Consider the following 14,220-nt stretch of genomic DNA (forward strand, 5'->3'; position numbering starts at 1 on the left):
TTCCGCTCAGCGCTTTTCCAAGCTGGCGCGATAGCGCAGCAAGGCTTCCGGTGCATCGGTCTGGATGATCGACACGCCATCGCGGTACATCCGGCCCCACACCTTGTCCGGGTTGCGCTCGGCATCGGCGTCGCCACCGTAGCCGGCGATAAAGCCATCCCACAGCGAATTGACCATCAGCCGCACGTTGCGTGCCTTGCTCACCGCCACCAATGCCGGTAATTGCGCCGCGGCCATCTTGGGCAACTCGAACGCCATCGGACGCGCATTGCGGGTCTGCGCGGTGGCAATGGCGGCCAGGTCGGCGTTGCCGTGTGCATTGATCAGGATCGGGAAGAAGTACACGGTGTCGAACGGCACCATCGCTGCCAGCGGTGGCGTGGCGATGCCCGCCTCGGCCTTGACGATCACCTGATGCTGCATGCCGGCGCGCGCGACCGCGTCGATCACTTGCACATAGATCGCATCCTTGACGTCCAGGTTGAGCAGGATGCGCCCTTTGGCCTTGGCAAGCATCTGGTCGAGCGTGACTACGCGCTGGTCGGTGAGCGGTGCCTGTGCGCCACCTTCATCGCTGCGCAGGCGCAGTTTTTGCAGGTCGCTCAGCGTGAGCTCGGACAGCTTGCCGGTGCCGTCGGTGGTGCGGTCCACGGTGGCATCGTGCAGCATCACCAGCGTGCCATCGGCCGCGCGCCGCACATCGGTTTCCATCACATCGGCACCGATTGCGATGCAGCGCTCCAGTGCCGCAAGCGAGTTCTCCGGTGCGGTATCGGTGAAGCCGTGCTGTGGTGCGGCGGCATGACAACCGCGGTGCGCCACCACCACGATGCCGCCTTGCGGGTTGGCCAGGCGTGCCTGGATCGCGGCGACGCCCGCAGGCGCTGCGCTCGCTGTGGTGACCACGGCAGCGCACAGCAAGGCAGCGAGGATGGCAATGGAACGTGGTGTCATTCGAACAACTCCCAATCGGGTGACTTGCAAAACCAGTGTGCGGCGCAGATGCATTGCCGCGTGGCGTGCTCGACGCTGTAGATGCAGATACGGATGAAGTGTGTAGGTTGTAGTGATGCGCTTCTGGATGGCAGCACTCCGGCGGGATGGCACAGCTCTACAACGTTGCCAACGCAAACTGATCGCGCTTACAACGCCGGCGTAAACCGCAGACCCACCCAGTAGGTGGTGGGCACCGAATAACTGTCCTTGAGCAGGTTCTGCCCCGGGCCGGTCACGCTGGTGATGCGGCTGTGGGTGATGTTGCTGACCTGGCCGATCAGGCTCAATTGCTTGCTGACCGCATAGGTGGCAGTGAAATCCAGCTGCGAGCGCGGCGACCAGTACAGGTCCTGCCAATCGATATTGCTGACGATGGACCGCAATGCCTTGCCTTGCCGGTTGTAGGCCGCACGCAACTCCAGCCCGCCGGTGTTGTAGAACAGCGTGGCATTGGCGGTGTAGTCCGGCTGACCGACCAGATTGTCGAGTTTGCGCTCGCGCTGGGTCAGGCTGCTGCCGCTGCCAACACTGTAAGGCACATCCAGGCTGCCATCGAGCACCGCGACATTGGCGCTGAAACCGACACCGCTCAACCACGGCGCGATGGGCGCCAGCGTATTGACGATGCCGTTGAGCTCCACACCGCGAATACGTGCTTTCGCCGCATTTGCCGGCGTGCTGATCAACGCATTCGCGTAAGTGGTGCCATCGAAGGTGAAGCTGTCGGTGCGCGAGAGCGTAAAGATCTCGTCCTGTATGCGCTTGTCGAACACGGCAGCGGACGCGAATGCATCGAAGTCGCCGGGAAGGCGCCATTCCAGCGACAGGTCCAGGTTATTGGACACACGCGGCTTGATGTCCGGGTTGCCGATGGTGACGGTGACGCCCTGCGCATTCGGATTACCGGCATCTGCCGTATTGACGAAGCCGATCGAGGTGCGCGCCGCATAGGCATCGTACGGTGGGCGGCCCAGCGTGCGGCTTGCACCGGCGCGCAGGTCCAGTGCGTCGGTCAGGTGATAGGTCATGATGGCCGACGGCAACAGGTAGTCGTAGTCCGCACTGGTTGGGTTATCGACATACACGTAGCGATTGCTTGCTGCATCCAGCTGCCGCTGGCGGCCGACCGTGTCGAGCTTGGTGCTGTCGAAATGCACGCCGGCCTGCACGTTGAAGCGGTCGCTGCGATAGCTGACCAGGCCGTAGCTGCCGAAGGTTTTTTCGGTATGGGTGAAGTTGTCCTGATTGCTGAAAGCCTGTTGGTCGGTACTATTGAACGCGCTCAGCGGCGTGGCGGCCAGTACGCGATTGGCCTTGTTCGGGTCGATGCTCAGCAGGTTCAAACCGGCGTAGCGCATCGGCGCCCTGCCGGTGCCGACCACATCGGCCAGGCCGAACGCGGGCGCCGTCGTGTTGGGCTGATATTCGACACGAAAGATATCGTAGGACGGCTTGTCGGTGGTGTACGACACGCCCGCCGCGAAACCGACGCCCTGATCGCTTTCCCCTTGATTGAAGCCGTAATCGAGCCGTCCGGTGAGGATGCGATCGGCCGCGGTGCGCTTATAGTCCGGGCGCCAGTACGACAGGCTGTAGTTGTCGAGGGTGTTGTACGCCTGCGGCGATACCGCGAAGCGTTGATCGAAACCGGAGGTGTCGTAGTTGAACGCATAATTTGGCGTGGCATTGATGGTCACTCCACTGCCGGTCTGGCCCACCGGCACCGGCGCGGCACGGGTGATGCCGGTGGCGTACTTGATCATGCGGATCGGCTCGTCGTAGGTCGCATCCGACCACGCACCGCGCGCGGAAAACTGCTGCCGATCGGTGGGCCGCCAGATGGTGCCCAACTGCGCGACCTTGGTGCGCGTGGTGACGATCTGGTTCGAGTAACCCACCTCGATGTCACCACCCGGATAACTGCCGGAGGTGGCAGTCTGATTGAACACCTGGTTGCGGTTGCGCGGGTCGATGATGACCTCGTTGCGCTCCATGTCGTCCTTGAAATAATAGTAGCCGGCCATCGCATACGCTTCGAGCGCGGCACTGGGTCGCATCTCGAACTTGCCGGTGACGCCGTAGCGGTCGCGCTGGTTTTGCACGTACCAATACTTGTCCTGCTGCGGCACTGCCCAGCCATTGCCGAGATTGGCGCCGGTCTGCAGCATGCCGTTGTTGTCGTAGAACCCGTAATGCACCGTGTCGGTGGTCATATGGGTTTCGGTATAGCTGCTGAGCGTCTGGTAGTTGGCCGACACCGTGAGTCCATATTGCTGCTCGCTACCAAAGGTGCGGCTGCCGGTGGCATTCAACCGGTAGCCCAGCTCGTCCTGATCGCGTGGCTTGCCCACGTCGTTGGCGTGGCCAAGCGCGGCTTCGGCGCTGAAGAACGGCTTGCCGCCGTTTTCGAATGCGCTGCGGGTCTTGAGGTTGATTGCACCGCCGGTGGCATTGGGATCCAGGTCGGGGGTGAACGTCTTGACCACCTGCAACTCGCTGACCATCGAGGCGGGCAGCAAATCCAGACGGACGCCGCGGGTGATCGAACCGAGCGTCCCGTTCGGCGTACCGGGCGAGGCGATGGTGAGCCCGTCGATGGTGACGTTGTTGTACGACGGCCCCAGGCCACGCAATACCGGCGTGGCGGCTTCATCGCGGGGATGCTCGTTGTCGGTGGCCGGCAGCACGGACAGGCCAGGCACGCGGCGCAACGCTTCGACGATGGTGCTATCGGGCAAGGCGCGTACGTCGGTGGCGCTGATCACATCGGTGATGTTGGTCGCCGCACGCTTGCTCTCCACCGCCGCCGCATTGGCGCGGCGCACGCCGGTGACCTGCATTGCATCGAGGGTTTGTACGCCTGATGCGGTGGTGGGCGGTCTGTCGGTGTTGGTTGCATCGTCTTGTATCGATGACGACGATGCAGGGTCTCTGAAATCCGCAGAGGCACCGGCTGACACCGAAGAACCTTGCAGTGCGGTCGCAATCCCCGCGCCGGACGTGGTTGCCTCGCCATTATCGGCTGTCGCTGTAACTGCACTCGCCGATGCGCTCGTGGCCGTGGTCATCGCCGCAGAAGACGTTTGAGATGAGGCGCCGACTGCAATCGCCGCGCGCTCGTTGGCGGATGCCTGCGAGGCAGGCGAACAGGCCGCGATGGCCACGGCGAGAACGGACAGGTGCACACGGTACGAATCGGAGCGCTGCATGGAATCCCGTAAGTCGCGCAGCAATCACGCCGCGCCGATGAGAAAGCACGCCACCGTAGCCCGTAAAAATGACTCTTGCGTGTCGCGCGCATCGCATCAAGAAGACAGTGCGCAGTGATGTCGCTTGCTGCGAAGCGGCGTTTTTACTGGCGTAGGAGCGCGCTCGCGCGCGATGAGGCTTTCCCGGCGATGCCCAATCGCGCGCGGGCGCGCTCCTACGGCAACCAGATTGCGTCCCAAAAATGGGTAATCGCCGACCCGTTCAACCATTCCGGCGCGCAGCGGATTGGCGATAAGGTAGCGAGCCACGATGCGCAGATCGTCGTCCTTGCGCAAGGCGCGGTCGTGGTAGGCGCGCGTCCAAACCGCGCTGGGCAATTCCCGTTGCCTGTTGACCGCACGCGTACTTGCTGCCTTCATGCATGACACAGTACGCGCCAGCGGCGTGACATCTCCCAACTGCAACAGCCAGTGGACATGGTCCGGCATCAGCACCCAAGCAAGCAACATGGCATCTTCCGGTAGCGCGGCGATGAACGCACGGCAAGCCAACGCAGCAAGCTGAAATCGTCGAACACACGTCGCCGCTGACAGGTTGTAACGGTGAGTAGATAGCAGCAATTTTCAAGCGAGCGTCGGCCACGACGAAGCGCGCGATGTCCTGCGGAAATAGAGCTGATCATCGATGCATGCTGCTCCACCTAAGCAAGCGCTTGAATGGGAGTCGCACGCCCGCGTCGGTGAGAGAACTCCCGAACGTAGGAGCGCGCTTGCGCGCGATGGGGCATTCCTGGGAAAGCCTCATCGCGCGCGAGCGCGCTCCTACCTTTTTGCCCTACGGCTGCACCACCGTCATCGTGGCCGGCGTGCTGCGGCCCACGCCACGCAGCTCGGGGCGGTACATGTCTTCCACCAGCGATGGCGGCACCGTGTACGTACCCGGCGAGACTGCGCGCACCAGGTAGTACACCTGCGCCTTGCTGCCCGAGGACAGCGCCAGCGCGGCCACATAGCGGTCGTCGCGGAACTCTTCGTGCTTGACGTCGGCGGCGCTGGAACGCTCGCTGATGCCGATGCCGTCCACCACCACGTCAGCCCATTGTTTGGCATCGCCGAGATTGAAGTTCTCGATCTCCAGCCCGGCCGGCAACAGGTCGGTGAGCAAGGCGTCGGGCATGTTGCTGTTGGCGGTGATGGTGACGCGCACGATCAACGCCTCGCCTTCCTTCAAGGCCTGCGGTGTCCACGGCTTGCCGTCGGTGGTGTACCAGCTGCGCTCCACGCTGAGATGGCGCGTGTCCGGCTCCGGTGCGCTGCGCGGGATGCCGGCCACTTCCAGGCTGGCATACATCGGGGCTTCGCCCTGCGGTGCGAACTGCACCCCACGCGCCAGCGCGGCGCTGTCGAAGCTGCGCCCGAACAAACGTGCAGGGGCGATCTGCTGTGCATCGCCGCCGACCGTCAGCGTGCCGGACACCTGCTTGCCCTGCCCCACCATCAGCGCCTTGCCCAGGCGCGCCAGGGCGACCTGTTCCTGCGTGCTCAGCCACAGCCAGCCGGTGGCACGACGTGCGTCCAGCGCGCGCCCCAGGGCCACCGCACGGGTGTCGTACTCGGGCTTGGACAAGCCGCGCTCGTGCAGCAACGCCATCATCAGCGCGTCGTCGCGAATCGCGCTGCCGTAGTCGCCGAAATACGGCGGCCGCTCGCCGCTGTCCTTGGCAAAGCCGGCCTTGATCGCCGCATCGCCGCGCTTGGTGTCGCCCTGCAGCGACAACGCCACACCCAGATGCACCAGCGACAGGCCGGTCAGCGCCTTGTCGCGCTGGTTGTCGTACAGCGCGCGCAAGGTGCCCAGCGGGGCGCGATTGACGCGCGCCAGGACATAGCCCGACCAGGCTTGATTGGCGAACTTCAGGTTGTCGCGGCGGTCCTGCCCATAGAACTCGTTGCCGCCGGACAACAGGTCTTCGCTCAAACGATTGAGCGCCTTCTGCAGCACGTTGTCGGGCACCGCAAAGCCGGCGTCCTTGGCATCGAGCAGGAACTCGGCGATGTACGGCGTCAGCCCCGGGTTGACGTAGCCATCGTCGCCCCACATCGAAAAATGCCCGCTGGCGATCTGCATCGACGCCAGCCGGCCGAACGCGCCTTCCATGCGCTCGCGGCGCTTGGCCGCTTCCAGCCCCTTGGTCCCCAGCGCCCTGGCGGTGGCATCGTCGAGCAACAGCGCCGCGTAGCCCTTGCTGGTGGTCTGCTCGGCGCAGCCGTACGGGTACTCCAACGCGCCTTGCAGGGCGCTGGCGAACGGAATCGGCGGCAGCGGGCTGACCACCATGCGCGCGGTCACCGAGCCGGCCATCAGGCCATCGGCAAAGCTGCTGTCCAGGGTGATCGGCGCCAGCGGGTCGAGCACACGGGTCTGCGTACGCAATACCTGCGGCCAGCCGGCGCGTACCGGCAGCTCGTAGCTGCGGTCGGCCTTGAAGCCATTGCCATCCACGCGCACGCGCACCTTGGCCACGCTGTAGCCTTCGGTGGCGCTCAGCGGAAAGCTCAGCGTCTGCTTGGCGTCCACACCCAGCTTGACGCTGCGCGCCGCCTCGGCGATGGCGAGCGGGCCAATGCCCTCCACGCGCACGTTGAACTCGCCCGGTTTGCCGGTGAAGTTCTGCACATCCAGCGTCACCGTGCTGCGGTCGCCCGGGGCCATCACCCGCGGCATGCTGGCTTCGGCCAGGATCGGCGCGCGCACGATGGTTTCCATGTCGCGGTTGCCGTAACGCGTGTCCGAGTACACCAATGCCGACACCCGCAAGGTGCCGTTGAAATCCGGCACCGGTAGTTGCACCCGCGCGTTGCCCTTGGCATCGAGTGTTACCGAACCGGAGAACAGGTCCACGGTCTGCACGCGTGCGGTCGGGCGCTTGGCCTGCGGCAAGGCTTCCAGTGCCATGTCGCCGCCGAACTTGAGCTTGCCGCTGGCGCCTTCGAAGCTTTCGATCACCCGCCCGTAGATGTCATAGGCATCGGTGCCCAGGCGGCGCTGCGCAAAGAACTGCGCGTTGGCGTCGGGCACCGGGAAACGGGTGATGTTGAGGATGCCTACGTCCACCGCCGAAATGGTCACGTGCGCGGCCTTGCCGGCCAGCTCGGGCACGCTCACCGTCACCGGCAGGGGTTGCTCGGGGCGCATCTGCTTGGGTGCGGACAAGCCCACCGCCACACGCCGTGCCTTGCGGTCCATCGGCACATGCGCCACGCCCACCGCACGCGCGGGGGTGATCTTGCTCGGCGCGGTGCCGCCGCGGAACACCAGCGCGGTGACATAGACGTCGTGCCGCTCCCAGGCTTCCGTGACCGGGAGTTCAAACGTGCTGCCCGGCTTGACGTCGATGTCCTGCACGTACAGCAGCTTGTCGCTTTCCACCAGCAGCACGCCCTTGCCGGCATGCGGCGGGGTCAGCGTCACCTTGAGCGTGTCGCCGGCGCGGTAGCCGGTCTTGTCCAGCGCCAGCTTGACCTTGTCCGGGCGCGCGTCCAGGCCGCGGTTTTCGTCGTTCCAGCTCCAGCCCGCACGGAACGGGTAACGCGTGGTCAGCCCGCTCGCCGGGTCGAACACATCCAGGCGGTACTCGCCCCACTCCACCGGGAAATCGATCTTGGCATTGGCGCTGCCCACGTCCAGCGTGCGCGTGTCCTTGTTCTCGAAGCGGCGGGTGAAGTCGTAATCCCAATGGTTGTCGGTGTAGTTCCAGTGGTAGTCGCGCAGCTCGCGCACCAGGGTGACCTTCAGGCCCTTGGCCGGCTGCGGCTTGCCATCGGCATCCACGCGGGTGATTTCAAAACGCGCATTGCTGTTGGCGTCGGCACCATCGGCGTCGTCGAACAAGGGGCGCACGCCGACCAACGCCTTGGCCGGCCACAGCACCCGCTTGAGGGTGCGGGTGACGGTGCGCCCGCCGGTTTCATACACGCTGCCGGAGACCACTGCCGCAATCGTGCTGACCGGCTTGGCCTCGGCCGGCAATGCGATGTCTTCGCGCAGGATGCCGTCGCTGCCGAACTCAGTATCGATCACGTCCTTGGCTTCGCGCGGCAGCTCCAGCGTCGGGTCGCCGAAGAACCAGCCCGGCAACGATTCGAGCGGATGCTGCTCCACGCTGACCGCCAGCTTGGCGGTGAAGCGGTTGCCGTCGGCCGGCGCGCCGTACAAGTACGCGGCATTGGCCACCAGCTTGAACGGCTGCCCGGCGCCCAGGGTCTTTTGCGTGCTGTCCAGGTCCAGCTTCATGCGCTCGGGCAGGAACTCTTCCACACGCACGGTCATGCCCTGCACGGCGTCCTTGCTGGCCGGGTCGGTGCGGAATTCCACCTGCCAGCGGCCGGTCGGCGCATCGGCCGGAATCTGCTGGGTGAACTCGAAATAGCCCTGCTCGCCGGGCTGCAGTTTGGTCTCGCGGAACGTCTTGCCGTCCGGTTGTTTCAGGCGCAGGAACACCGGCTGCGGCTTGGTGGGCTTGCCGTCGTTGTCGCGCAGGATCGCCGAGACCCGCATGGTCTCACCGGGGCGATACAGATCGCGACCTGCCCAGGCAAACACGTCGAACCACGCGCTCTGGCGCCCGGCCACGGCGAACTCGCTCAGATCCAATGCCGGCTGATTGAATGGCAGCAACGACACATCGGTCTTGCTGCGCGCAGTCAGCACATGGCCGGCGTCGAGCGTGTAGTTGAGCAGTGCGTTGCCGTTGCCGTCGGTCGTACCTTTGAGAAACAACTCGCCCTTGGCATCGAGGATGCGCAGTTCCACGTTCTTGATCGGCTCGCCGCTCTGCAACGAGGCGGTGTGCACGAACAGCTTGTCCTTGTAGGCGCGCGTGTGCAGGCCGATGTCGCTGACGGTGAAAAACGCGGTATCGAATTCGTTTTCGAAACTGCCGGCACGCTTCATCACCGCGAAGTACAAGCCCGGCTCCTGCAGCTCCTTGATGTCCTGCGTGGGCAGGTAGGTCAGCACACGCTCGTTCTGCTTGCCGCCAAGAATGAAGCGGTTGACGTAGACCGGGTCGGCCAGCTTGGACAGCGGCTCGTTGCCGCTGTATTCGCTTTCCAGATCCCAGCTGCCGCGACGACCGCCGCGCTGGAACTGCTGGAAGAACGCCGGCAGCGATTTCTCGCGCACGCGCAGGAACTCCACGTCCACTTCCGGCACGTTGACCGACACCACCGGCAGGCCGCGGCTTTCGCGCGCCGGCAACACGCTACCTTGCGAAGCGAACCCGGCCACAGGCTTGAGTTCGCCGGTATAGACCTTCTGCTTGAGCGGCTTGCCCAGGCGGCTGCCGTCGGCGGCCAGCAAATTGGCGTCGACCAGCACCGTGTAGTCCTTGGCAGCCTCCACGTACGGGTAGCGCAGCGTCTTGCCGTCTTCGGACAGCGACCAGCTGCTGTCGCCGGTACCAACCTTTTCTTCGAAGCGCACCACCGCATCGAAATCTTGCGTGCCCACCAACGGCCGCGAGAATTCCAGCGCCAGCGACAGCCCATCGCTGGTCTGGTCGGGATAGGCACGCGCCAGCGCGAAGCCGGTAATGGCCTGCTTGTCGGCCTTGATCGCCTCGCCGCTGGCGGCAGGCAGCTGGCCGCTTTCGTTGCGCTTGCAGGCCACCGCGCCAATCGCCACCGTGAGCAGTACCACCCACAGCAACATGCGCCGCGTGCCCGACGCCCTCATCCCTGATTCCCGGCTGTCCATTAGTGCTATCCCATGACTGAGACGACCAGTATAGCGACGCACCCAACCGCACGCGCTGCGCGGCAGCATAGGCATACCCCCCTGGCGTTGCGCGCCATGCGTCTTGCAGTGGCCTCGGGTAAGGACTCCTGGCGCCTGCTGGATGGGCTGCGAGCAGGCAAGCTGGAGACTGGATGCGCCTGTGCTGGACAGGCGGGGATGTCCTCAACAGCCCCTCATCCGCCCTTCGGGCACCTTCTCCCGCACGCGGGAGAAGGGCGTGCAAGGGCTGGATGGACTAGGTCTCGGCCGCCGGCGTGAATGCTTGGCACCGCGCGTTGGGTCGCCGTACGCAGGCGACGTACATACCTGTCGTCGGCTCGCCTGCCTCATACCCGCGGAAGCTGTTTCGACACTTGAGCGGTGCCAGCAACACCAAAAAGCTCGTCGATCTCTCCACCTCCCGCTGATGGGATAAGGTGCCCGATGGGATGGATGAGAGACGGTTCACTCCATTACGAATCGCTCGCCAGCCGTGCCATCAACACCATGAAGCTCAAGACGTTCCTTCTCCCGTCAACGGGAGAAGGTGCCCGAAGGGCGGATGAGGGGCGGTTCACGCCATTACGAACGCTCACACCAGCTGTGCCAGCAACACCATGAAGCGCAAGCCGTTCCTTCTCCCGTCAGCGGGAGAAGGTGCCCGAAGGGCGGATGAGGGGCGGTTCACACCATTACGAACGCTCACACCAGCCGTGCCACCAACGCCATGAAGCACAAAACGTTCCTTCTCCCGTCAACGGGAGAAGGTGCCCGAAGGGCGGATGAGGGGCGGTTCACGCCGCTGCCCCAGACCAATGACCCGGCGGAGGACCGACAACACCACCTACCCAAGCGCCTTGCTGGCAATGCCGCGGCACGCGTCTCAGCGCAGCAGCTGGCGCATGTACAACGCAATGAACGCCGGCTTGTCCAGACGCAGGCACGCCTGCACGTTCGGTATGCCTGGCCCTTCGCGGGTATAGCCCTGTGCATCCACATCCAGATGCAGCGGCGTGGTCGGGCACAGCGCCGGGCTCAGCAGCCAGGCGACCGGTACCGCGTCGAACACCGTCGGCGTGGCATTGGCCCAGGGCTGGTCGGTATTGCGCCACTGGTAGTACAGCTGGGTGAGCGCATCGGTGAGTCCATCGCCATGCGCGAACAAGGCGATACGCTCGGGTTCTTCCAGCGTGATCTGCGTAGCATCCAGCGGCAGCAACACGATCGGCACGCCGGCCGCGAACACGCGTTGCGCCGCCGGCACATCGGAGAGGATGTTGTACTCCGGCGCCGGTGCGCTGGCCGGCCGATAGGCAGACTTGCCGTAACCCACCCGCACCGAGCCGCCCATCGCCACGATGCGCTTGAGCTTGGCAAAGCCGGCCGGGTCGCGCTGCTGCGCCAAGGCTGCATCGGTCATCGGCCCCAGCACCAGCAAGGTGACCTCACCCGGGTGCCGGCGCGCCTGCTGCAGGATCATGGCCGCTGCATCCGGCAGCTTGCCGGGCAACTGTCCCTTGGCGGCCCAGCGTGCCTGGCTGAAGGCAATGGTGCTGGTCGTGCGTGCCCCCACCGCCAATGGAATCTCGCTGCGCCCGGCCTGCCGCAACAAGCGCTGCAACAGCTGCGCACGCAACGTGGTGTCGCCCCATGCCGATGCGATACCCAGTACCTGCAACTGCGGGCTGCGCAACAGCAGCCCCAGCGCAAACGCATCGTCGATGTCGTCACCGATATCGGTGGAGACCACCAGCAGCTCGCTGGCCGTGGGCGATTGCATGGCCTGCGCCGTCGTCACCGCAGCCGCCTGTGCCTGCGCCACGGCAGCCGCACACCACAGCCCCGCAACCAACCACGCATCTCGAATGATCCGCCGCATGCATCAACTCCTGCCGCCATAAAAAAACCGCCGGCATGTTGGCCGGCGGTTCGATAGTGCTACACCACGACGCCGATCAGAAGTTGGCGCGGAACTGCGCGCCCACGATGCGCGGGTCGTTGATGAAGCCGGTGAGGTTGTTGAAGTCGATCGCACCGGTCACGCGGATCTGGTTGGTGCAGTTGCGGCAGAACACCGACAACTCGTACGCACCCGCGCCCCAGTTGTAGCCGATCTTGGCGCCGCCCTCGACCAGCGGCTGGCCGGTGAACTCACGGGAGTCGTACAGGAAGAAGTTCACTTCGCTGCGGTAGGACCAATCGGTGTAGAAGAACAGCTCGCCGTCGTTGCCCATCGGGATGCCGTAACGCAGCGTCGCGTTGGCCATCCACTTGGCCGCCTGCGGCAGGTCGTTGCCGTCGATCAGTGCGCGGCCCGCCGCGTTGAGCGGGTCGGTCACGGTGCAGGTGCGGCACACGCCCACCGACAGGCTCGGGTCGTCGATGCGGGTCCAGTTGTAGGCGCCGCCGGCGGTGACGCGCAGGTTCTGGGTGATCAACGCTTCGAAGTCGAACTCGGCACCGCGCGCCTTGGTCTTGTCGGCATTGAGCAGGCGCACGTCGTTGGACTCGCCGCCCACTGCGGTGAGCTGCTGGTTCTTGACCCGGAAATCGTAGATGTCGAAGCTCAGGCGCGCACGGTTGTCGAACAGGTCCGACTTGATGCCAATCTCGAACGAATCCACCGTTTCCGGCTCGGCCACGGTCAGCGGCGCGGTGCCCGAGGGCACGCCGAAGCTGGCGCCGCGGAAACCGCGTGCCGCACGGGCATACACGTTGACGTCGTCGTTGATGGAGAACGTGGCCGCCAGATCGCCGGTGACCTTGGAGTTATCGGTCTCGCCACTGGACGGCTCGACCAGGGTGACGCGGTCCAGCGCCAGCACGTCGAAGGTCTTCTTGTCGTAGGTGTAGCGGATGCCGGCGCGCAGGTTCAACCGGTCGGTGGCCGCATAGTTCAGCGAGCCGAATGCCGCCCATGAGGTATTGCGCTGGCGGGTCAACTGGTAGCTGGCCAGGTCGCCGCCGCTGAAGGTGTTGTAGGTATAGTTTTCGCCTTCCACATCGTCGTGGAAGTAGTACAGGCCGGCCTGCCAGTTGAGCGGGCCCTCGTACTGCGATTCGGCACGCACTTCCTGGCTGTACTGGTCCAGGCTCTTGATGCCGCCGGCGGTTTCCACCGGGAACGGAATCACGCCCGGGCCGGACGGCGGTGCGAATACCGCGCCGAAGCCGCCGTCGATGTCGCCGCGGCTGTAATACTTGCCGATGCCCTCGTACGCGGTGATCGAGTGCAGCGCGATATCGCCCAGGTCCCAGGTCAGGTTGGCGCTGCCGCCGTAGGTCTGCAGTTCCTGGGTGTTGGCGCCGTCGATGAAGGATTTTTCTTCGTCGAAGCCATCCACCAGCTGATTGGTGCCGGGCTGGATGATGTTGGCGCGGAACAGCCGCGCAGTGCCGTCCAGATGGCGTGCATGCGCGTTGAACAACGCGCTGAAATCGTCGCTGGCCTGGTACAGCAGCTGCAGACGCACGGCCGAATCGGTATAGCCTTCCAGATCGCGGCCGTCGCGGTTTTCCACCCAATCGTCGCGGCGCTGGCCCAAGGTGGACAGACGCGCTGCCCAATGGTCGCCCATCGCGATGCTCAGGCCGCTTTCCAGGGTCATGGTGCCGTAGGTGCCGTACGACAGGCTGGCGTAGCCGTCATTGGCGCCGATGGTCGGCTTGACCGAGTTGAACTTGACCACGCCGGCCGGCGTATTGCGGCCGAACAGCGTGCCCTGCGGGCCACGCAGTACTTCCAGGCCTTCCAGATCGAAGATCGGGAAGCCCTTCAGAAACGCGTTTTCCTGTACCACGTCGTCATAAATCAACGACACCGGCTGCGACGCGTAGGTGTTGAAATCGGTATTGCCGTAGCCGCGGATATACACGCGCGGGAACACACGGCCGTTGGACGATTCGATGTTGAGGCTCGGCGCCTTGCCGGCCAGCACGCGGATGTCCGAGCCGCTGGTGGAAATGGCATCGAGAAATTCCGGGCGCAGCACGCTGGCGGAAACCGGCACATCCTTGGAGTCTTCCGAGCGACGCTCGACCGTGACCTTGACCGCATCCAGACGCACGACACCGTCGTCGCTGGGCGCCTGCTGTGCAGCAGCGTGAAACGGAAGAAGCGAAACGACGGCAACGGCAAGCGCGCTGATCTTGAGCGACCGGCTGGCTGACATGGGAAGCACTCCAAATTCTGGTGGCGGGGCGGCCTGGCCTGCATGCCGCGGTGCAACAGAATTA

5 protein-coding genes and 1 pseudogene are annotated in these 14,220 nt (G+C 64.6%); all 6 read right to left on the minus strand.

All coding sequences use genetic code 11. The features are described from left to right. Nucleotides 1-6 precede the first annotated feature (6 nt). The 6 genes and pseudogenes from XnspCFBP7698_RS10895 to XnspCFBP7698_RS10920 all read right to left on the minus strand — a co-directional run bounded on the left by XnspCFBP7698_RS10895 (nucleotide 7) and on the right by XnspCFBP7698_RS10920 (nucleotide 14,156). Nucleotides 7-954, minus strand: a complete 948-nt coding sequence (locus tag XnspCFBP7698_RS10895) for a glycerophosphodiester phosphodiesterase family protein (RefSeq protein WP_146093257.1) — start codon at nucleotides 952-954, stop codon at nucleotides 7-9. A gap of 188 nt (nucleotides 955-1,142) precedes the next feature. Further along, nucleotides 1,143-4,205: a TonB-dependent receptor gene (locus XnspCFBP7698_RS10900; RefSeq protein ID WP_104581118.1), complete on the minus strand. Its 3,063-nt coding sequence runs from the start codon at nucleotides 4,203-4,205 to the stop codon at nucleotides 1,143-1,145. A 215-nt stretch (nucleotides 4,206-4,420) separates the two neighbouring features. Beyond that, nucleotides 4,421-4,888 (minus strand): annotated as a pseudogene (locus XnspCFBP7698_RS10905) (transposase). A 152-nt stretch (nucleotides 4,889-5,040) separates the two neighbouring features. Continuing rightward, complete coding sequence (locus tag XnspCFBP7698_RS10910) at nucleotides 5,041-9,942, minus strand: alpha-2-macroglobulin (RefSeq protein WP_199680143.1); 4,902 nt, start codon at nucleotides 9,940-9,942, stop codon at nucleotides 5,041-5,043. 925 nt (nucleotides 9,943-10,867) lie between these two features. Then, nucleotides 10,868-11,863, minus strand: coding sequence for a nucleoside hydrolase (locus tag XnspCFBP7698_RS10915; protein ID WP_104581116.1), 996 nt, complete (start codon nucleotides 11,861-11,863; stop codon nucleotides 10,868-10,870). Between the two features lie 76 nt (nucleotides 11,864-11,939). Next, the gene (locus XnspCFBP7698_RS10920) at nucleotides 11,940-14,156 is read right to left on the minus strand and encodes a TonB-dependent receptor (RefSeq protein WP_104581115.1); all 2,217 of its coding nucleotides are present in this window, start codon (nucleotides 14,154-14,156) and stop codon (nucleotides 11,940-11,942) included. Nucleotides 14,157-14,220: the final 64 nt, after the last annotated feature.

Source organism: Xanthomonas sp. CFBP 7698 (assembly GCF_003600855.1).
Lineage (GTDB): Bacteria > Pseudomonadota > Gammaproteobacteria > Xanthomonadales > Xanthomonadaceae > Xanthomonas > Xanthomonas cannabis.

Excerpts from the sequence above, each read along its gene's own strand:
- XnspCFBP7698_RS10895 (WP_146093257.1), bottom strand. The coding sequence starts at position 954 with ATGACACCACGTTCCATTGCCATCCTCGCTGCCTTGCTGTGCGCTGCC.
- XnspCFBP7698_RS10900 (WP_104581118.1), bottom strand. The coding sequence starts at position 4,205 with ATGCAGCGCTCCGATTCGTACCGTGTGCACCTGTCCGTTCTCGCCGTG.
- XnspCFBP7698_RS10910 (WP_199680143.1), bottom strand. The coding sequence starts at position 9,942 with ATGAGGGCGTCGGGCACGCGGCGCATGTTGCTGTGGGTGGTACTGCTC.
- XnspCFBP7698_RS10915 (WP_104581116.1), bottom strand. The coding sequence starts at position 11,863 with ATGCGGCGGATCATTCGAGATGCGTGGTTGGTTGCGGGGCTGTGGTGT.
- XnspCFBP7698_RS10920 (WP_104581115.1), bottom strand. The coding sequence starts at position 14,156 with ATGTCAGCCAGCCGGTCGCTCAAGATCAGCGCGCTTGCCGTTGCCGTC.